This is a genomic window from Halodesulfovibrio sp., from assembly GCF_015482765.1.
GTDB lineage: Bacteria > Desulfobacterota > Desulfovibrionia > Desulfovibrionales > Desulfovibrionaceae > Halodesulfovibrio.
Genome location: NZ_JADMLB010000026.1, coordinates 1 through 21,271, shown reverse-complemented (window position 1 = coordinate 21,271; position 21,271 = coordinate 1). Strand labels below are relative to the sequence as shown.

Annotated in this window: 12 protein-coding genes; 7 read left to right on the top strand and 5 right to left on the bottom strand. The window is 44.4% G+C overall.

Annotated features, from left to right (window positions below; all coding sequences use genetic code 11):
* Positions 1–247: 247 nt before the first annotated feature.
* Positions 248–3,190 carry a PAS domain S-box protein gene (locus QZY95_RS04605; protein WP_290919844.1) on the top strand — a complete coding sequence of 981 codons (2,943 nt, stop codon included), beginning with the start codon at positions 248–250 and terminating at the stop codon, positions 3,188–3,190.
* A gap of 32 nt (positions 3,191–3,222) precedes the next feature.
* On the opposite strand, the gene der is transcribed toward QZY95_RS04605, so the two are convergent.
* The gene (der, locus tag QZY95_RS04600; RefSeq protein ID WP_290919842.1) at positions 3,223–4,617 is read right to left on the bottom strand and encodes a ribosome biogenesis GTPase Der; all 1,395 of its coding nucleotides are present in this window, start codon (positions 4,615–4,617) and stop codon (positions 3,223–3,225) included.
* A gap of 282 nt (positions 4,618–4,899) precedes the next feature.
* Between der and QZY95_RS04595 the strand changes: the two genes are divergently transcribed.
* From QZY95_RS04595 to pruA, 4 genes are all read left to right on the top strand, one after another.
* A complete protein-coding gene (locus QZY95_RS04595) occupies positions 4,900–5,823 on the top strand; it encodes a helix-turn-helix transcriptional regulator (RefSeq protein WP_290919839.1) in 924 nt (307 codons plus the stop codon).
* A gap of 222 nt (positions 5,824–6,045) precedes the next feature.
* Positions 6,046–6,846, top strand: coding sequence for a prolipoprotein diacylglyceryl transferase (gene lgt / locus QZY95_RS04590; protein ID WP_290919836.1), 801 nt, complete (start codon positions 6,046–6,048; stop codon positions 6,844–6,846).
* A gap of 134 nt (positions 6,847–6,980) precedes the next feature.
* Positions 6,981–7,199, top strand: coding sequence for a translation initiation factor IF-1 (infA, locus tag QZY95_RS04585; RefSeq protein ID WP_066858657.1), 219 nt, complete (start codon positions 6,981–6,983; stop codon positions 7,197–7,199).
* Between the two features lie 395 nt (positions 7,200–7,594).
* Positions 7,595–10,606 (top strand): L-glutamate gamma-semialdehyde dehydrogenase, encoded by a 3,012-nt coding sequence (pruA, locus tag QZY95_RS04580; RefSeq protein ID WP_290919830.1) that lies wholly within the window; start codon positions 7,595–7,597, stop codon positions 10,604–10,606.
* Positions 10,607–10,719: 113 nt separating this feature from the next.
* On the opposite strand, the gene QZY95_RS04575 is transcribed toward pruA, so the two are convergent.
* Both QZY95_RS04575 and QZY95_RS04570 read right to left on the bottom strand, forming a co-directional pair.
* A complete protein-coding gene (locus tag QZY95_RS04575) occupies positions 10,720–13,548 on the bottom strand; it encodes an FAD-binding and (Fe-S)-binding domain-containing protein (RefSeq protein ID WP_290919828.1) in 2,829 nt (942 codons plus the stop codon).
* A 309-nt stretch (positions 13,549–13,857) separates the two neighbouring features.
* On the bottom strand, positions 13,858–15,504 hold the full coding sequence (locus QZY95_RS04570; protein ID WP_290919826.1) for a LysM peptidoglycan-binding domain-containing protein: 1,647 nt from the start codon (positions 15,502–15,504) through the stop codon (positions 13,858–13,860).
* A 161-nt stretch (positions 15,505–15,665) separates the two neighbouring features.
* Here QZY95_RS04570 and rlmB point away from each other — a divergent pair, with 161 nt between their 5' ends.
* A complete protein-coding gene (gene rlmB, locus QZY95_RS04565; protein WP_290919823.1) occupies positions 15,666–16,424 on the top strand; it encodes a 23S rRNA (guanosine(2251)-2'-O)-methyltransferase RlmB in 759 nt (252 codons plus the stop codon).
* A 188-nt stretch (positions 16,425–16,612) separates the two neighbouring features.
* On the opposite strand, the gene QZY95_RS04560 is transcribed toward rlmB, so the two are convergent.
* Both QZY95_RS04560 and QZY95_RS04555 read right to left on the bottom strand, forming a co-directional pair.
* Positions 16,613–16,900 carry an HU family DNA-binding protein gene (locus QZY95_RS04560; protein ID WP_074218024.1) on the bottom strand — a complete coding sequence of 96 codons (288 nt, stop codon included), beginning with the start codon at positions 16,898–16,900 and terminating at the stop codon, positions 16,613–16,615.
* Positions 16,901–17,162: 262 nt separating this feature from the next.
* A complete protein-coding gene (locus tag QZY95_RS04555; RefSeq protein ID WP_290919819.1) occupies positions 17,163–18,359 on the bottom strand; it encodes a hypothetical protein in 1,197 nt (398 codons plus the stop codon).
* 302 nt (positions 18,360–18,661) lie between these two features.
* Here QZY95_RS04555 and QZY95_RS04550 point away from each other — a divergent pair, with 302 nt between their 5' ends.
* Positions 18,662–20,899 carry a vitamin B12-dependent ribonucleotide reductase gene (locus QZY95_RS04550; RefSeq protein WP_290919818.1) on the top strand — a complete coding sequence of 746 codons (2,238 nt, stop codon included), beginning with the start codon at positions 18,662–18,664 and terminating at the stop codon, positions 20,897–20,899.
* Positions 20,900–21,271 lie beyond the last annotated feature (372 nt).

Here is a 21,271-nt window from a genome sequence, read left to right as displayed (position 1 = left end):
GGTTCTATGGCTTTTGCCTCTCACCGTCAACAAGTTTTTTATATTTTTCGCTTTTATTTTTCCAAACCGATTCTGAAAACGACGCTAGCCATTGGCGCTGAAGGCATTACAGGAACACAGAGGGTGTCACTATTACTCTCCACTTGATAGCTCCCAAAAGCCCGCATGGCTCATCTCTAATACCGTAAAAATAAAAAGTGTACTACTCATCGGGTATATTATCTGATTGGTAAGGGGTTTACACGTAATGCAATATCCAATCTCACAACCAACGACCGAAATTCCAGTCCAAAAGCATTCCCTACGCTTTTGGTGGGGGACTCTTCTTCTTTTCTTTCTGGGAATCTTCTCCTGCACGTTCATATTTGCAAGCTACTACCTTCAAGCCTCCCATTACCATCAAGATTTTATCAACAAAGGCGTAGACACTTCAAAACTCGTCAGCCTCCATCTAAATAATGAAATAGAGGAACAACAGGCAGTCATCCGTTATCTTGCACAAGATAACGAGCTGTTAAATGCTGTAGGAATGAATGACGATCAGGCAATTCTTAAATGGATCAGCGCGGTACATAATTTTGATCATGATCAAATCTATTTTATTCAATCGCTAAAAACCAATAAGATTTTCTCGTTTGGTCAAACCAGCACTGATGTCAGAGACGTTTTGCGAACCTCCTCATCCTTCAATACGTTTTCCATATATAAAAGCTCTTCTGGTCAATACCTTCTCTGCCTGACACAGGCATTGCGCATTGAAGGAACAATCGTCGGAGTTCTTGGCAGCATCTTTTCCTTTACCTCGTTTACTGAGTCGATTGAATTAAAACGAGATTCATACAGTATCTTAATTCTCGAAGATTCTAAATTCACAGATATTTTAACAGGAAAAACTGTCACCTCTCCTATTACCCTCCTCCAAAATGCTGTGCATGGTCTTTCTTTTTCTGCACTATTCAATCACGAACACTTGGCAATTCCCATAGGAATGAAACAGCTCTACCTTTATGCGCAAACACAAAACCTTGCTCCTAACCTTACATCCACACTTATTACATGGTTTCTCCTTTGCCTTCCAAGCTGCATTCTTGCCTACTTCATAGCAGCAAAACTCTCAAAGCGAACTCTAAACTCTTTGAATAGACTCACGACTTTTTCCGGTGACAAAAAAAAAGATCGAGAATCCATGCTGTTGCTAGCGCAGCAATCACACATAACCGAAGTAAGCAATGGCGCTGCTGCGCTTGTTACCTACTTTGATGACTCCATTCGCAACGAAGAGCTAAAAAGACACACTGCGCTTTTTGAAGCATGCACAACCGCACTTGTTGTGTGTGATCTTGATGGAAGGATTCTTGAATGGAATAATGAACTGGATATACTACTCGGCGGAAATAAGAAGAACTTATTCGGGCAACCAGTAAAAGAGATATTTACAAGCATGGATCAGCTGCGGGTGGTTACAGGCATGGCGCATGTCCGCCAGTCTCTTTCAACCTCTGTGGACACTAATAATATTTTTAAAGCACGACTAAGACTGAATTCTATTCATAAAAAATCTCAGCATGTAGAAACCGTCATCAAGCATATACGGTACGCAAACAGATCATCACTAGTCTTTATGCTATATAATGTTACAAAACATGTTCTTGCCGAACAGGGACTCCAACGAGCAAAGAATTCTGCGGAAACAGTGACAAAAGACCGTCACCATTTTTATATGGGACTGACTCAAGAAATCGAACCTCTTGCAGAGGCGCTGAACCAATCTCTTATTCAACTCAGTGAAACCCAACCTTCAGAAGCACAAAAACGCCATATGGAACAACTTCAATTCCATAATGAGCTGCTGTCTGAGCTTATTTGCAACATTCGTGATTTTGCCTTGCTCGAAACTGGCAGTATTTACTTTGAACGGGACACCTTTGAACTTGAAACACTATTGCGTCAGGTTCACGCTTCTACCTATTCCCGCGCCATGCAACTTCAATCAGACATCTGTATCTACTTGGACCCCGCCGTACCACAAGAAATTTGGTTCGACTTTTCAAAATCACTTCAAGTCCTCAGCAACTTAATCAACATTGCTGCCAAAAGAGTACATGGCGGAATAGTAACGTTAACGGTAACCGCTGGTGAAATTCATAATAATCACATGCAGATACTTTTTGAGGTCTGTGGTCAAAAACAATACCCCGGCACATCCCCTTCTGAAGAAACAGGAACACTCCCGCAACCGGAATATTACGGAGAACGTGGACAGCAACTCAGTTTAGCCATTGTAGAGCGCATGATTAAAATGTTCTCAATCGAACTCTCACAACACAAAACTGCTGCTGACGTTCATGTATTCACACTTGAGGTCAGCCTGACTACGCGACACCCCTTACGCGACAATTTACATTCCATATTGAAAGGAAAAACGATTCTGCTCACCTACTGCCGGCATAACACCATAAACTTCATCGGAAAAACATTAAGCAGACTTGGAGCAACCTGTATTTTTACTCCTATCGAGGTGGGATACTGTAAAAAACTTATCGAAAATCAACACAACTATGATGCTATCATCAGCTGTGGATGTGCATTCGAGCGCCTTACTAAAAATGAATTAAACAGGTACTGTAAACTGCTGACAACAACACTCTATACTGTCACCCATTCCTACTGGGAACCTACCTACACGCACCCTATGGTGGAATCATTCCGTAAACCTGTCATGGTTAACGAACTCCTTGCCAAACTGAGCAACAAACTCCTTCCGACTGTTCAAAACTACGTGGCATCCGGCAACTCACTTAATCCCAACCTTGCTCTTGTTCTTGCGAAAAAAAATATCAGAACAGAAGACATTATGGAGCAGCTGGAAACAAACGGCTTCAGCGTGGTGCAAGTAGAAGATGTTGCGAAAGGTCTGGATGCCAGACAGCTTTATGAACCCGAGCTTATCTTCCTTGATACCGGATATATCACTCTGGACAGCTTCTGGATCGTGCAAAAAATCAGAGAAATGGAAAAAAGAGAAAAATTGGAACCAAGTCGAATTGTTCTTCTGATAAGTCAGGAACACGCGAGCGACCCTGAGTTTCTTGATCCATTCACTCTCACGGTTAAAGCAAACATCACAATGGAAAAACTGATTCACCTTACTGAAAGGCTAAGGATAAAAGCTGACAGCCATGTTGCATAAAAAAAGCCCGCACAGTGTGCGGGCTTTCATTGTTATCTTTTTTTCTTTTTCTTTTTCGCAAAGGTTCGTTTTGTATGGCTTGAACGGAATTTGAGCCTGATCGGCGCATGTTCAATTTTAAACGATTTACGAACCGCTTTTTCCAAGTACCGAATATAATGCTCTTTCAAACGTTCATGGTCGTTACAGAAAAAGACGAAAGTCGGAGGCAATGTTTCTGCCTGTGTCATAAAGAAGAACTTAGGACGAACACGCTTCACAACTGGCGGCTGGTGCTTGGTTACCACCTCTTCCAGTGTTCTGTTAAGCATGCTGGTCGGAATACGCACTGAACATTCTTTCCAGATCTGTTCAGCGAGCGGTAAAATTTTCTTCAGTCCCATACGGGTATGAGCAGAAACATGCAGCACTGGAACATGCCCACAGTACGCCAACTCATGCTGGTAAATCTTACGAACTTCCTGCATCTGCTTAGGGGCAACAAGGTCTGTTTTGTTGATAAGCACCATAAACGGCGTTTTGCGCTCATCAAGCAACTTCATCAGACGCTTATCCTGAGACGTCACACCTTCCTCTCCATCAAGAACCAGCAACGTAACGTTTGCTTTAGTACTGGACTTAATAGATGAGTTCACAGAGTAACGTTCTACAGTGTCAGTAATTTTGGTACGTCGACGGATACCTGCAGTGTCAACAAACGTGTACCGCTTGTCATCAATTTCATAGGTAACGTCAACGGAGTCACGGGTTGTACCCGCAACGTCAGAAACAATCATTCGCTCAGATTGAGTAAGAGCATTAATCAGCGAAGATTTACCCGCATTCGGACGACCGAGCATTGCGATCTTAAGACCAAGCTGCTTGTACTCTTCAGGCGCTGCAAACTCTTCATCATCCTCTTCAGGAAGCATATCGCGAAGCATCATTTCAAAAGTACGCATCTGGAAACCGTGTTCGCCGGAAATAGCGACCATCGGGAAACCGAGTTCATGGAACTCTGCGGTGTACTCTTCTTCCAATTCGCCGCCATCTACCTTGTTTACAGCTAACAGAACAGGCAGACCTGTTTTACGTGCATACGTTGCAAGACGTCTGTCAAAAGGCAACAGACCATCACGTCCATCTACAACAAGACAAAGCGCTGCACATTCTTCAATAGCTTCGGTTACACCGCGAAGAATTTCATCTTCAAAGCCACGAAGTTCATTTGGACCCTGAGCAGCGGTAATCTGGTTTTCATCCAGAGTAACACCACCGGTATCAATGATTGTCCATTCTTCGCCGTCACGACGTACAAAGCCTTCCATACGGTCACGGGTAACGCCCGGACGGTCATGTGTGATTGCACGGTTACTGCGTATGAGTCTGTTAAACAGGGTGGACTTACCCACATTCGGGCGTCCGATAAGTGCGATTTTAGAAGTCATGATTGTTTCCGAAAAAATATAGGATAGCGACGTAACGCCGCTTGATACTTGGTATTCAAAAATTGGCAGACAATGACAGAGGTCTGCGGAAGGTATTGCCTTCCATCTATAGAATACACAAGAAGGCAAGAGGCAATACCTTAATAGTTTGTAGTATGCAAGTAAGCTGATAGCAAACTTACTCGCAAGATAAAACATCATACGGAGAAAAACTGCTGTTGGGTTGATTTTCTACCGAAACATCAACTACAGTCCTCTAATAATAACTGCGGAGGATGCCACATGAAGAAGCTCTTATCCACAAAAGAAGTTGCACAGTATCTCGGTGTTAACGAAAAGATGGTCTACACACTCATCTCAGAAAAAAACTTACCCGCTACAAAAGCAACCGGAAAATGGCTGTTTCCTGCTCATTTAATAGAGCAGTGGGTAGAAAGCCGTACTATGAATTTTCCGGAAACCGTGCAGCACCACTCTACTATGGAAAAAACGCTCATCATTGCCGGCAGTAATGATATGCTCATAGACTTTGCCATGAAGCTGTACATGCAGGAAAATGAGGGCGCTTATGCCGCCTTCTGCAATCTCGGCAGTCTCGGCGGTATCCGCGCAGTCCACAACGGTGCTGCTCATATAGCAACAAGTCACCTGATGGACAGAGATGAAAGTGACTACAACTTCTCTTTCACAGAAAATGAAATGCAAGAACCACCAGCAGTGGTCAACTTTTCTTTCCGTGAACAGGGCTACATCATCTCTAAAGGCAACCCTAAGAAAATAAAAGGGACAAAGGATATCGCATCAGGCAAATTCACCGTAGTGAACCGGACAGCAGGAACCGGCACACGCTTACTGTTTGATGCAGAACTTGCTGCACACAATGCGGAAGGAAAAACCATTCCCGGTTACGACAACTGCGTAGCACGCCACATTGATGTCGGCTTTGAAATCCTTAACGGCAATGCAGACGCCGGACTCGGAATCAAAGCCGTTGCAAAGGCACTGCATCTGGATTTCATTCCGATTCAATGGGAACGGTATGATTTGATTATTCCTAAATCCCGCTACTTCGACAAAAATATCCAAGCCTTCATCAGCTTACTGCGCGACCCGAGAATAATTGCCCATGCCGAAAAGCTGGGCGGATATGACTTGAAACGCTCTGCCAGTGTCATTTATCCGGGAGAAGGCGGCACTCCGGACTAACCGCCCATCTCGATCAAACAAAAATATGAAGGGAAAGCACAACGTGACTTTCCCTTTTTCTTTTCCTTTTTCTTTTCCTTTTTAAAAAGCAACATTCAGTAATAATGGGACATATGATATCTGCAAATATCCGACAGCGAAAAAAGGCATCACAATTTTTTCAACAATGATTGACGCAATAAATCTCGACCAGTAGAGCTTTATGCTGTTACGGAGATAACTATGCTTACATACCCTACAATAGACCCTACGGTCTTTTCTATCGGCCCGCTCAGTGTACACTGGTACGGGCTTATGTACCTTTTTGGATTCCTTTCCGCATGGCTGCTCGGCAGGTACCGCGCATCCAAGCCAACGAACCGCTGGAATACTGAAATGGTCGACGATCTGGTCACATTTTGTGTCCTCGGCGTCGTACTCGGCGGCAGGATAGGCTATGTCCTTTTCTACGACCTGTCTTTTTACCTTTCCAACCCGGGACAAATATTTGCAATCTGGAACGGCGGTATGTCGTTTCACGGTGGTCTGCTCGGCGTTATCATCTGTTTCGGACTCTTTGCCCGAAAGCACAAGATGACTCTCTTCGAAGTAGGCGACTTCTTTGCACCTATGGTTCCTCCGGGGCTGTTCTTCGGCCGAATGGGAAATTTCATCAACGCAGAGCTTTGGGGCAGAACAACATCTGCACCGACAGGAATGATTTTTCCCGGTGCAGGGCCGCTTCCAAGGCATCCATCTCAACTTTACGAAGCAGGACTTGAAGGCTTGGCGCTTTTCCTCATTTTATGGGGTTTTTCTGCAAAACCACGCCCTACACGTGCTGTTTCCGGACTCTTTTTAATTTTTTATGGAATCTTTCGATTCATCATCGAATTTTTCCGTGAACCAGACCCGCAACTCGGCTTCATTGCATTCAATTGGTTGACCATGGGAATGTTGCTTTGCGTACCTATGGTATTGTTCGGTTTGTATCTGATATTTATTGCATACAAACGAAACGATTTTCCCGCTAACGCAAAATAATAACGTTACAAAAGCGTTAAACCCGTTCTCCCCATTGACAGCAGGGTATATTTGTCGCTATCCACGCATAGTAACAATAAAGAGAATTTTTACTGTGAAAATTCATATTACCAACTGTTTTATATGGAGGAATCATGGCTAAGGAAGAAGCCATTGAAGTTGATGGCGTAGTGCAGGAAGCATTGCCCAATGCAATGTTTAAAGTAGAGTTGAGCAACGGCCACGTAGTTCTTGCTCATATTTCTGGTAAAATGCGTAAGTTCTACATTCGCATTCTGCCTGGAGATACGGTTAAAGTGGAGCTTTCTCCATACGATCTTACCAGGGGGCGGATTGTTTACCGCAATAAATAATATTCTTGCCACTTCTCATGTCATGAATTGTTTCTACGCGTTGTAACTGGATACAATACGTATCACGTATTGTATTACTCACAATGTAGAGTTGTATTCTTAAGCGGTGTGCTTTTGCACACCGCTTTTTTTACGCCCTCAAACTGTAGCATTACCCGTGAAAATAATGCCACCACCCTATGCAGTTGACTAAACAAACAACAGCCACAATCCTCACTCATGCATTATTTCATCGAATTATATTGTAAATTCGCACAGATGCTTGCCACTACTTTGCTTAGGCTGTACAACATTTCTCATAACTATACATAAAATAAAGGCGGTAGGTTCTTAATTTTGACCAATACAGAGTAAAGATCTTTCGATTGACAACTTGTACACTTCAGGAGGCCTGAATGGATACACAGCTAGAGGCGAAGATAGTTGACCGCGGTAAAGAGTTTTTCACCAGTATCAGTGGCGAAGCTCCATCAATTTTCAATAAAGGTTGGTGGACAGGCAAAGTCATGGACTGGGCTATGAAGAACGAAGACTTCAAAGTTCAGCTTTTCCGTTTTGTAGACGTATTTCCTTATCTGAACACTTCGGAGTCCTTGTCCCGTCATATTCGTGAATACTTCTCAGGTGACGACCACGAAGTTCCATCCGTACTTAAATGGGGTGCCGGCAAAGCCAGCCTTGGCGGTAAATTTACTGCCAAACTTATGGAAAAAACCATTCGCTCCAACATTGAGAACATGGGACGACAATTCATTGTCGGTCAAAACACAAAAGAAGCTGTTAAGGGACTTGCAAAGCTGCGCAAGGAAGGCTTTACCTTCACAGTAGATTTACTGGGTGAAGCAACCGTAAGTGAAGAAGAAGCTGACGCATACCGTGACGGTTACCTTGAAGTTCTGGATGCTATTGCTGAAGAACAAGCCAAATGGAAAGCACATGCAGGTAAAGGCGGCAATCCGGATATGGACTGGGGATACACCCCGAAAGTCAACGTATCAATCAAACCTTCTGCATTATACTCTCAAGCAAAACCTGTTGATATTGAAGGCTCAGTACAGGGCATTTATAAACGCCTTGAGCCGGTTTACCGTAAAGTTATCGAAATGGGTGCATTCCTGTGTATTGATATGGAATCGCTCAAGTACCGCGAAATTACACTGGAGCTCTATCGTCGATTACGCAGCGCTCAGGAATTCCGCCATTACCCTCATCTTTCTATCGTATTACAAGCTTACTTACGCAGCACAGAACAGGATGCTGAACAACTTATCCAATGGGCGCGGACCGAACAGCTTCCGATTGCTGTACGTCTGGTAAAAGGCGCTTACTGGGATATGGAATCCGTTCTGGCAAAACAAAACAATTGGGATTTTCCGGTTTGGATGTATAAGCCGGAATCAGATATCGCTTTTGAACGTGTTGCTAAAATCCTACTCCAAAACCATGACATAGTCTACTTTGCCTGTGGCTCACATAACATCCGCTCCATTTCTGCAACAATGGAAATGGCCAAGGCAATGGATGTTCCTGAAGAACGCTACGAGTTTCAGGTGCTCTACGGCATGGCAGAACCTGTCCGCAAAGGGCTTCTGAAGGTCGCCGGTCGAGTCCGCCTCTACTGCCCGTACGGTGATATCATTCCGGGTATGGCGTACCTTGTTCGTCGTCTGCTGGAAAACACCGCAAACGAATCCTTCCTGCGTCAATCCTTTGCAGATGGTGCTGAAATAGCCCGCCTGCTCGAAAATCCGGAAATAACATTGCAAAGAGAGCTGGATGCCCGTCCGGAACCGAAACCGGAAGAACTGGTCGACGGACTTCCTCTCTTTAAAAATGATGCAATGATCGATTTTACCATTCCCCGCTGTCGTGCTGCATTCCCTAATGCCATAGCAAAAGTACGTGAAACAGCCGGAGGAATCATCCCGCTCTACATCAACGGCAAAGAAGTGCAGACGGATGATGTCATTCCGACAACAAACCCTGCCGACTATACCGAAAAAATAGCTGATGTATGTCAGGCAGGAACTGAAGAGATTGATGCAGCACTCGAAGCGGCAAGTGATGCATTCCTCACATGGCGGGACACTCCGGCACGTGAACGCGCAGAATGTTTGCTTAAAGCTGCAGAGCTGGCACGTGAGCGTCAATATGAACTGTCTGCATGGCAGGTGCTTGAAATTGGTAAACAGTGGGATCAGGCATTCCATGACGTAGGTGAAGGTATCGATTTCCTCGAATACTACGCCCGCGAAATGCTGCGCCTTGATAAACCGCGCAGAATGGGACGAGCCCCAGGTGAGCACAACCAGCTCTTCTACCAGCCTAAAGGTGTTGCAGCTGTTATCTCTCCATGGAACTTCCCGTTTGCTATCGCCATCGGCATGTGTTCCGCAGCCATAGTTACCGGTAACCCTGTTGTATACAAACCGGCCTCAATTTCTTCACGCGTCGGATACAACCTTGTCGAAATCTTCCGCGAAGCCGGCCTTCCTGACGGTGTATTCAACTATTGTCCGGGTCGAAGCTCCGTTATGGGTGATTACCTTATTGAGCATCCGAAAGTTTCAATGATCTGCTTTACAGGTTCTATGGAAGTCGGATTACGCATTCAAAACAAAGCATCTGTTGTTCAGCCGAACCAGATGCAGTGCAAACGCGTTATCGCAGAAATGGGTGGTAAAAACGCCATCATCATCGATGACGATGCTGATCTTGATGAAGCAGTGCTTCATGTTGTCTACTCCGCATTTGCCTTCCAAGGCCAGAAGTGTTCCGCATGTTCCCGCGTTATTGTCCTTGATCCTATTTACGACCGCTTCATCGAACGCCTCGTAAAAGCTTCTCAGGATATCAAAATAGGTCGTGCAGAAGATCCGGAAAACTACATGGGACCACTTGCAGATGCTTCCTGCCAGAAAACTGTGATGGATTACATAAAAATTGCTGAAGAAGAAGGCACAATCCTTCTCAAACGCGATGATCATCCGGAAGAAGGCGCATATGTACCGCTCACAATTGTCGGTGACATCAAGCCGGAACACCGCATTGCTCAGGAAGAAATCTTCGGACCTGTACTTGCTGTAATGCGAGCCTCTACCTTTGATGAAGCGCTTGAAATTGCCAACGGAACACGCTTCGCCCTTACCGGCGGTGTCTTCTCACGTTCTCCTGAGCACCTTGAGCAGGCTCGAAGAGAATTCCGTGTCGGTAACCTCTACCTGAACAGAAACAACACCGGCGCTCTTGTTGAACGTCAGCCATTCGGCGGCTTCAAAATGTCCGGTGTCGGTTCCAAAACAGGCGGTCCAGACTACCTTATTCAATTCCTTGATCCACGCGTAGTAACAGAAAACACCATGCGCCGTGGCTTCGCACCGATTGAAGAAGATGACGACTGGATTTAGTATTCTCAAACTATACTGAACACACAGTATAACGTACAAACAAAGGGCTGGCACCATCGGTACCAGCCCTTCTTTCGTCTCTAATCGTTCGAATGTGCTATTCCGGCAGATAGTTACCCTTTCTTCACCTCGGTAGCGTCATCCACCAGATACATAATGTTTCTGTATTTAAGGCCAGAATGCAAACTCAACCCGACTTCACATGTCCGGCTTGTAGAATATGCCTCATCACAATCCTGAACCTGTTTTGGCAAGTCTGCCAATGCTGCCTTGTTCAGTTCCGGGAACGAGAAGCCTCTGTCACCGGCAAAGCCGCAGCAGAAAACATCCTGCGGAAGAACTACTTTTTCAGCACACATATTTGCAAGCTCAACAAGCGGTTCCACAAGGTTCATCTCACGCACTGTACACGTTGGATGTATAGCAACCTTGCGCGGCAATTTCACGAAATCCAATCTCTCCGGCAAACACTCAAGGCAGAAGCGGATCGGATCATATAACGTGAGTCTTTTATCCATGTAGTCCAGCATACGGTGCAGACAAGGACTCGTATCACACAATACCGGATACTTTCCGTTCTCTGAGATTGCTAACAACGCATCAGAAAGCTCTTTAGATTTTGTCTCTCCCTGCGCAGTGTAGCCCTTGGAGGCAAATGCCTGCCCGCAACACAAGTTCTGCATATTGGACGGGAATAAAACCTCATATCCTGCTTTTAAAAGAAGCTGGATTGTCTTTTGCGGAATGTCTGTTGCTTCCGGATCACCTTTGGACGGCCCCATTGTTCTGCTTATACAGCTCGGGAAGTACACAACCTTGTCCGGATTTCCTTCATTAACAGGAACCGGCTTAATAGGGCTCGCACTGGTCGGCATCTCTTTATTCCATAATGGAATCTTTTTCAGAGAAACAACACGCAGTGCATGCGCACCGGAATCCATAACTTTGGTACCAAACAATCTATGCGCAAGGTTTGCGCCTTTAAGAGCGGTCTGAACCCCTTTTGCAACCGTGCTGAAGTTACGCCCAACCCAATCCGCTGTTGAGTTTGCAAAGGAAGAAGCATTCTGAGCGCGCAAGTCTTTAATCATCGTGCCTGTATTGATATCAACAGGACAACGGGTGTGGCACAATCCATCCGTAGCGCAGGTTTCTATGGCAAGGTAGTTGTACTCTGCCCACATTTTTTTCAATTTCTGCTGTTCTGACGGTGAATCCTTCAGCCTGTATAATTCTCTTAAACTTGTAATTCGCTGACGAGGAGTAAACGTAGCATTCGCTGACGGACAAATTGGTTCACAGAATCCACACTCAATACATTTATCCACAATGTCATGGGCAGCCGGAAGCGGTTTAAGCGCTGTAAGATGTGCCCGAGGATCATCATTAATGATTACTCCGGGGTTCAACAAATTATGCGGATCAAGCAACATCTTAATTTCCCGCATCAAATCATGCGCTTTCTTACCCCATTCCAACTCTACAAACGGAGCCATATTGCGGCCGGTACCATGCTCTGCCTTGAGAGATCCTTTGTACTCTGTCGCAACCATGGAACAGACTTCATCCATAAAGCCCTGATAGCGATCAATTTCCGATGCAATGCCGAAATCCTGTGTAAACACAAAGTGCAAGTTCCCTTCAAGGGCGTGACCGAACATAATTGCAAGATCATACTTGTACTTCTTAAGCAGTTCATCCAACCGCGCCACACCATCGGCAAAGCTTTCCGGTGGAAAAGCCACGTCTTCAATAATAACAGTAGTCCCTGTCTCACGAACAGCACCCACAGCAGGGAACAATCCCTTACGGACAGCCCAGAATTTTGCACACTGAATTGGGTCATGGCAAAACTCAACAGGCTCCAACTTGTTGATATGATCAATAGAAGCAACAATTGCCTGTACTTTTTCTTCAATCTCAAATGCATCGTTTGATGCTGTTTCAATCAGCAATGATGTTGTTCCCGGTGCAATTTCTTTAATTGAATCAGGCATGCCAGGCTTATCACTTACAGAACGTAACGAACGTTCATCCATAAGCTCTACGGCAGACACAGGCTGCTTTTTCAGTTCCATTGTTGCAAGACAAGCATCCTGAAGGGTCGGGAACATTGCCAGCGTCGTTGCTTTGTATTTAGGTTCAATAACGGTTCGGTACGTTACTTCCGAAATAAATCCGAGCGTTCCCTCAGAACCAACCATCAAATGCTGTAAAATTTCATATGGATCTTCAAAGTCCACAATTGCGTTCAGGCTGTAACCAGTAGTGTTCTTGATTTTAAACTTCTTACTGATAAGACCGGAAAGCTCTTTGTCTGCCATAACATTGGAACGCAACTCTCTCAGCCCCTGAACAATCTCAGGATGCTTCTCTTCAAAAGCTCTCTTGCTATCTTCACAAGCTGTATCCAGCAATGTTCCATCATACAGAGCAAGTCGCATACTATGCAGGGTCTTGTAGCTATTCTCAGCTACCCCGCAACACATACCGGATGCATTGTTCGCGACAATGCCACCTATTTTTGCACTATCAATTGATGCAGGATCAGGGCCTATTTTTCGTCCGAAAGGCAACAATGCTCTGTTTGCATGACTTCCGATCAATCCGGGCTGCACAACAAAACGAGTTGCATTTTCTGTAATACGATAATCCCGCCATGAATCGCCAATCCGAACAAGTACAGAATCAGAAATCCCCTGCCCCGAAAGACTGGTTCCGGCAGCACGAAACGTAACCGCAACTCTATGAACATCTGCAAGTCTCAGAATATGCAGAACTTCTTCTTCAGTTTCTGCATCAACTACCATTTTAGGAATCAAGCGGTAAAAGCTGGCGTCTGTTCCATACGCCAAAACTTGTAACGGATCCTTATAAATACGTTTTTTGGGAATAATAGAAACAAGATCATTATAAAAAGCCGTATGTGGTGTCACGTGCATGGCGATGCTCCTGCTTTCATTTTTTATAGTAGTGTAAGCCTATCATACTTTATCACACTAGAAATGAAAACTTTTACTATCATCAGACGTATAGCACTTACTGATATTGCCTAAGAGCAAGCACACAACATTACAGCACATATACAAACACACTGTACAACACACTTAAATTTATACTTTTCTCGATAACTCTTTCTAAAAATGCTCAACGGCCAGTACCAGTACATTCCGATAAAACTAGGTCTCAACCAGCTGACATAAAAAAAGCCCCCGTAAACACGGGGGCTTTTATAAGTCAGAATAGTAATATTAGTTCGCGTAAATTGTAAGGTTATCACCGGGACGCAAGACTGAACGTTTGCTCAGCTGGTTCCAACGAAGAACATCTTTATACGATACGCCGAACTTTTTCGCGATTGTCCAGACAGATTCACCTCTGCGAACCTGATACGCTACAGTTTTAGTGCCTTTCTTTCGGGAAGACTTTTGCGCTACAGTGCGTTTGGACTGGTTCGGAATGTACAATTTGCTGCCGGCACGAAGTTGCTTTGCTGATCGCAATCCGTTTGCAGACAATAATGTTTTTACACTTACACCGGTAGAACGGGAGATATCATACAATGTATCCCCTCTCTGAACGATGTAATTGCCGCGCTTTTGGGCAATGGCTCGAGTTTTTGCACGAGGACTGCGCCATGCAACCTGAGTTGAGTTGCTGCCGGGAATCATAAGACGCTGTCCCGGTTTCAAAAGGTTGCTTCGACGGTTGTTGATCTTTTTAAGAACAGCGATAGGTACGCCGTGCTTACGACCAATCCGGTACCATGAATCACCTCTACGAACCTTATACGCAATCCAACCAGCATATGGTCGGGACTTGTCACTCTCTAAGAAAGCAACAGCCTTTGGAGCCTTGGACTGTGGTACATATACAGTACTCTCATAGTCAGGAGGACTCACCTGACGGCGGAATGCAGTATTCATTTCATAGAAAGACTGCCATTTAAGATTCAAGTCATTTGATAATGCCAAAAGGTCTGTTCCACCTTTGACTTTAATCGCCTTCACAGGCTCGCATGACGTAGTATCGATAGGCTCGAAACCAAGTTTTTCAAGGTTTCGCATAATTTTCACGACAGCGAGAAACTTAGGAACATAATGTTTTGTTTCTTTGCGAAGTCGTGCGCGTCTGCTCAATTTATGATTCTTTTGTGTCAGCTCAAAAAAACTTTCCGCGCCGGTTTTCTTCATAGCACGGCCAATCTTTCCCTCACCTGCATTATATGCAGCAATGGCAAGGTACCAATCGCCAAAATCATCATAGAGCTTTGAAAGGTATGTTGCAGCGGCTTCAGCAGATTTATATGGATCTCTTCGTTCATCAATCCACCAATCCTGTTTCAAACCGTATTTTCGCCCGGTATACGGCATAAACTGCCATACACCAGCGGCGCCTGCACGGGAGTAAGCTTTAGCATTAAAGCCACTCTCAACAAATGCCAGATATACTATTTCCTCTGGCAGGCCTTTTTCCTTAAAGATTTCTGTAGCATGTGGAAGCAGAGCACTGCAGCGTGTTAAGTAACGCTGAAAAGTTTTACGTCCTCTGTGAGTGAAATACTTGAAATATTGCTCAACAACCTTACGATCACTCTCATCCATCTCAATATCGATGTTAAGGCGAGTTTCAAGCGCTTCAATCTCTTCACTGGATAATGGCTCTGCGTCGTCGGCAGGCGGTACCTGCACATCCACTACTTCATCTGCCGGTTCGCCGCTTACTTCAAGTTCAACAAGTTCAGATAGTAATTCTGCCTCAGCCAGAACAGGAGACGGCGCTGGAGCCGCTGCTCTTTTGTTCGATTTTGAGGCACACGCAGCAAGCAGCATGCACAACAGGCATAAAAGAAGAATCTTCCGGAAAGTCATTTTGTGAGTATCAGAGTTTTTCTGCATCTATTTTCCATTTTGCGGGGGTGTAGCTATTGCAAGACTGGTTTTAGACAGGTAGTTCACCCTTATAATGATATGCCACCTACCCTATACGAGAGTACAAGGCAATCATCTGTTACAAAGAATCTTACATCTATTTATCGATTTTTTCAGGATATATAATTATGAGCGACAATTACAATGAAAATACTGACGGCATCCTTCCTGGAGTAAAACCCGTCGCCGAACGACTTGCATCATCACCGGAGCAAGTTGACTCCGTGCTTATCCGCAAAGACAAGCGCGGTGCCGAAATTTCCAAAATTACCGACCTGTGCAAGAAGAACAAAATTCGTTTCACCTTTGTACAGGAGCAGTCTTTAAGCAAACTGTTCGAAGGTAACCATCAGGGTGTTATCGCAAAAATCTTTAAAGCCGGTTTCAAATCTGAAGACGAAGTTCTTTCTGAAGCATTGGAAGCCGAGCTGCCGCTGGTTGTTGTTCTTGATCAAGTACAGGATCCGGGCAATGCCGGAACACTCGCCCGAACAATCTACGGTATCGGTGCCGGCGGCATGATCATTCCAAAACATAATGCTTCTTTTCTTGGAGCAGCTGCTGCTAAAGCGTCTGCCGGAGCACTCGGAAAACTTTCAGTAGCAAAGGCTACTAATATTTCCCGCACATTAGAACGCGCCAAGGAAATGGGATACTTTGTTTACGGGGCTGAATACAAAGAGGGCGCTGAAAACTTGTTCAAAGCCAAGTTACACACGCCTGCTGTTTTAGTCTTAGGTAATGAAGAAAAAGGTATTCGCCCTAACGTTGCAAAACGACTCGACGTTTCGCTCTTTATCCCTATGGCACACGGGTTTGATTCCCTTAATGTTGCTCAGGCCGGAGCCATGATGCTTTCGCAGTTCTATGCTGCAAATCATGATTAATCTACAATACACCGTATTGTAAAAGGATTATTTATGACAGCCTCTGCTGTTTTTTATAAGTAAACAAACTAAGCAGCAGCCCTACAACTCATGATTTTGCATAGATTTCCTGAAACGGAAGATAAATAGAAAGGTCTTGAGGAAGAAAGTCAAAAGGTCGCCGTTTACGGCGACCTTTTGGGTTACAACTACTTGTTTACGCTTTCCATCAGTGCTTTAGCTGGTGAAAATTTCACTACTTTGCGAGCTGGAATGGTCATAGGCTGACCAGTCTGTGGATTGCGTCCTGTGCGTTCAGCACGATCGTAAACAGAAAATGCACCAACATTTGGAAGGCGGACACCCTGTTCACTTACTACACCTTTAGTCAGTACTTTGCAGAATGCATCATATGCTTTTTCTGCACTAACTTTGGTTTCAAAAACTTCCGGCAGGGTGTCTTTAAGAGCTACAACAAACTCAGCTTTCGTTAGCATGAGAGTTTCCTCCTTGCGAAATGGTTCTCCCCCTAGACAAGCCTTTGTAATGTATAGCTTTGATTCTATGCAGATATTAGGCGTTTATGTCAATCGTTTCTGAGATAGAATTGCGCTAAAATCGAGATTTTTCATTATATTTATCAAAAAAACCGCTTTAGTTCCTGTTTTGCAGGAAATTAAAGCGGTTTTCTTTATTTATAACTTCTTCATTTTTTACAACAACACCAACTAAAAATTGGCCAAATAACAAAATAGACCGCTAGAGGTTTCCTCGAACAATTTCTTTCACAAGCTCTGCAGCAACCTCAGAACCGGACGCATTCCAGTACACATCATCCGACCACCATAACAGCTCTTTCTTCTCGCCCCACTGGGTTATGGCTTTTGCCTGAAGGTGAGGAGTTAAATCGTACACCGCAAAGCTGTGATTGGCAGCAATCGTGCGTAATGCATCCAGCTTTGGAGATTCCGGTAAAGCTGGAGCGTTGTCGCCGAGTAATGGAGCGTACACTCTGTACTTTGTAGGGATAAAAACAACTGCCTGCACAAGCTTTGCACTGTCACTCAAAGACGCCAGCAGTTCTTCAAATTTTGGATCAACTGCATATTCAACGGCAGTAGCCTCTTCTACATATGCTTCGGAAAAAGCCAAATCTTTTGAACCAAGGGCAAACCTTGTCACTCTGGCCTGCTCAACTTTGGTAGGAGCAAAACGATTGCTGTATTCGCGAAGGAAGCGAGCAAGCTCGTTATTTCCTAAAAAGTTAACAGCACGCTTGAAAGGATAATGAACTTCGGTCGTAAACGGATCAAAATCATCTCCTTCAAATACAAAGAGGATTCCTTTTTTCACCAAAGGTTGTTCCTGAACAAGCGTCAATGCTAACAACGCCTGCTCATCCAATGACCCACACGTTGCAACATTATACGCAGCAATATTATATTTCGTCTTAAGTTGTTCACTTATCAAGGCAGACTGTGTGTTTCCAGAACCAGCAATAAATGCCCCGCCTATTAACAGTACCTCAGGGCTGTCCACGTCATCTGTATTTCTCAACCCGTTTTTATCTGTTGAAAATACGATTTCCCGTGCAACAGGTTCAACGCTTGTATCTATTCTGGAAAGAACTCCCCCCTGCTGCTCCATTTCGACTTGTCGATTGGGTGTAAAGGTATAAAAAGCTAGTTTTGGATTATATTCCGTAAGATACTCTTCCGGAGTTGTCGCGTTTTCTTCAGCAACCCCACTTGCAGTAACACCTACCCATGCAAGGCACATTATCACTGCAACAGATCCTGTTATGTACAGGGCATGATTTCTCTTTAAAAATAGGCAGAGTACTGTCCAGCCTGCCAAGGCGTACGCAATAATATGTACATTAAAAAGACCAGTGACAGCCAATGCTACAGAGAAAATTACCGCGCAGAACACACCTATCAAGATTTGTTTAACCATTCTTACCTTCCATAAGCTGAGTTTGGTTTTCCAACCAACTTTAACCCTATGCGGTCATAGACTTTCAGTCAAATTCCCAGAAAAAATAGCGTGATCATAAAATCATCGTAGGACAAAACTTTTGCAACGCTTTATACTGAAAGCTCAAACAATTTTATTTTAAGGTTTTTTTTTGTGAAAAAAGGTACTGTTCGTAAATTATCATTTTTATATGGTAACTTTACGCTATTTATTATAGTAACTATTATTAATTAAAAACTGGCTGAAATAACCGTATAATACAGAATAAGGTGCAAGCAACAATGGTCGAACAACAAATCCCAACCGATATTACCGCTCTGGAAATGAACGACAACGCCGAAATTGTTTTAGCAAGACGTTATTACCGCAAAGACCTTGAAGGAAACCCTACTGAAGATGCTACAAAGCTGTTCTGGCGAGTTGCCTTTGCCATCGCAGCAGAAGAAAGCAAATACGAAAACACAACGGTTTCTCCAGACACGCTTGCAAAAGACTTTTATACCATGATGGCAAACATGGAATTTCTGCCGAACTCACCTACCCTTATGAACGCAGGAACGCCTCTCGGGCAGCTTGCAGCCTGCTTTGTTCTGCCGGTTGGTGATTCCATTGAAGAAATCTTCGATGCCGTTAAGCACGCAGCCATGATCCATAAATCCGGTGGGGGAACTGGATTCTCTTTCTCCCGTCTCCGTCCAAAAGACTCCCGTGTTGGATCAACAGGCGGTGTTGCTTCAGGTCCAGTTTCATTTCTCAGAATATTCAATACAGCCACAGAACAAATAAAGCAGGGTGGAACGCGTAGAGGAGCCAATATGGGCATCCTTCGTATCGATCATCCTGATGTCATGGAATTCATTCGGGCAAAAGAACGTGAGGGTGAATTTAATAACTTCAACTTCTCAGTAGCGCTTACCGAAGATTTCATGAAAGCAGTTGAAGCTGGCGACGACTATGATCTTATCGATCCGCACAATCAGCACGTAATCAGCACATTAAATGCTCGTGAAGTTTTTGAAATACTCGTGCAGAAGGCATGGGAAAAAGGCGATCCGGGAATTGTTTTCCTTGACCGTATTAACCGTGATAACCCGACGCCGGATTTAGGTGAAATTGAGTCCACAAACCCTTGCGGAGAACAGCCACTACTTCCATACGAAGCATGCAACCTGGGTTCAATTAACCTTAATGTCATGGTTCATACTGATGATGAAGGCATCATTACGGTTGACTGGGATAAACTGCGTCGCGTTGTTCATCTGTCCGTTCGCTTCCTTGATAACGTCATTGATGCCTCACGATATCCACTTGATCGCATCACAGAAATGGTAAGAACAAACCGTAAAATTGGTCTAGGAATTATGGGCTGGGCAGATATGCTCTTCCAACTGAACATTCCATACAACAGCCAAGAAGCTCTCAACTTGGCCGAAAAAGTCATGGAATTTATTCAGGCAGAAGGCAGGGCTGCTTCAAAACAACTGGCAAAAGAACGCGGCCCATTCCCTGCGTACGAAAAATCCATCTTCGGTGAACGGGATCTTGGCCCATACCGTAACGCAACAGTTACCACAATTGCGCCAACAGGAACTCTTTCAATTCTTGCCGGCTGCTCTTCCGGCATTGAACCACTGTTTGCATTATCCTTTGCCCGTCATGTTATGGATGGAGACAAACTTGTTGAAACCAACCCGTTCTTTAAGGCTGCTCTTGAAGATCGAGGCTGCTACTCTGAAAAGCTTATGGATGTCATCACCGAAAAAGGAACCATCGCAGATATTGATTACCTTCCTGAGGAACTGAGAAAGGTATACGTCACTGCTATGGATATTGAAGCAGAGTACCATCTGAAAATGCAGGCAGCATTCCAGAAGTACACAGATAACGCCGTGTCAAAAACAGTTAACGTTCCCAAAGAAGCAACTGTAGATGATATCCGCTCCATTTACTGGATGGCATATGAACAAGGATGTAAGGGTGTGACGGTATACCGCGACGGCAGCCTTCAATCTCAGGTCTTGTGTACAGAAGGCTCCAAACCTGAAGAAAGCTCTGCTAATACCCGACTCAAAGTTGATCGGCCGGAAATTGTGTATGGATTTACTCAAAAAGTAGAGACAGGCTTAGGAGTTCTCTACGTCACTATCAATGAAATTGACGGCAAACCTTTTGAGCTGTTTACAACCATCGGTAAATCGGGACGCTCTATCACAGCCAAAGCCGAAGCTATTGGCCGCCTTGTATCTCTCGCCCTGCGGGCAGGAATTGAACCAATAGACATCGTGCGCCAACTTAAGGGAATCGGTGGTGAACACCCTGTTTTCCAGAAAAAAGGATTGCTACTCTCCATCCCAGATGCAATCGCATGGATTCTTGAAAACAGATATCTAAAATCATCTGTTTCGGTTCACTCTTCAAACGGCCTGACAAAACAACTTTGTCCTGAATGCGGAGATGAACTGGTATTCGAAGAAGGTTGCAACAAATGCTACAGCTGTGGCTTCACAAAATGCGGCTAGTAGTCCACAAATGATCCAAAGAAAGCCAGCTGACTACAGCTGGCTTTCTTTATTAATTAGCTACCAAACCACCAATCTCTTACGAGTGACAATCTGCATATCCCACAAAAACATCCCACTCTTATTCACAACAAAAAACTTATTCCACATCATTGCGCTCAGTAATCCATGGCTTGTATTTCACACTCATACATCCAAACATGAATAGCCAGCTTCACCCCAACCTCCTGCTCGTAATTAACACTCCCTTTTTAGCCAACACCTCATTCTCTCCCACAATCCCAGCAGGCCTTGGATTATGTCTTCGAGAGGGTTCACGGCATAGTTTTTCGTACCGATCTTAGCCTCGTTTTGCTGATGAGCATTCTACCG

Coding starts and splice junctions, on each gene's coding strand:
- QZY95_RS04605 (WP_290919844.1), top strand. CDS start 248: ATGCAATATCCAATCTCACAACCAACGACCGAAATTCCAGTCCAAAAG.
- QZY95_RS04560 (WP_074218024.1), bottom strand. CDS start 16,900: ATGCTAACGAAAGCTGAGTTTGTTGTAGCTCTTAAAGACACCCTGCCG.
- pruA (WP_290919830.1), top strand. CDS start 7,595: ATGGATACACAGCTAGAGGCGAAGATAGTTGACCGCGGTAAAGAGTTT.
- der (WP_290919842.1), bottom strand. CDS start 4,617: ATGACTTCTAAAATCGCACTTATCGGACGCCCGAATGTGGGTAAGTCC.
- QZY95_RS04575 (WP_290919828.1), bottom strand. CDS start 13,548: ATGCACGTGACACCACATACGGCTTTTTATAATGATCTTGTTTCTATT.
- QZY95_RS04550 (WP_290919818.1), top strand. CDS start 18,662: ATGGTCGAACAACAAATCCCAACCGATATTACCGCTCTGGAAATGAAC.
- QZY95_RS04570 (WP_290919826.1), bottom strand. CDS start 15,504: ATGCAGAAAAACTCTGATACTCACAAAATGACTTTCCGGAAGATTCTT.
- lgt (WP_290919836.1), top strand. CDS start 6,046: ATGCTTACATACCCTACAATAGACCCTACGGTCTTTTCTATCGGCCCG.
- rlmB (WP_290919823.1), top strand. CDS start 15,666: ATGAGCGACAATTACAATGAAAATACTGACGGCATCCTTCCTGGAGTA.
- infA (WP_066858657.1), top strand. CDS start 6,981: ATGGCTAAGGAAGAAGCCATTGAAGTTGATGGCGTAGTGCAGGAAGCA.
- QZY95_RS04595 (WP_290919839.1), top strand. CDS start 4,900: ATGAAGAAGCTCTTATCCACAAAAGAAGTTGCACAGTATCTCGGTGTT.
- QZY95_RS04555 (WP_290919819.1), bottom strand. CDS start 18,359: ATGGTTAAACAAATCTTGATAGGTGTGTTCTGCGCGGTAATTTTCTCT.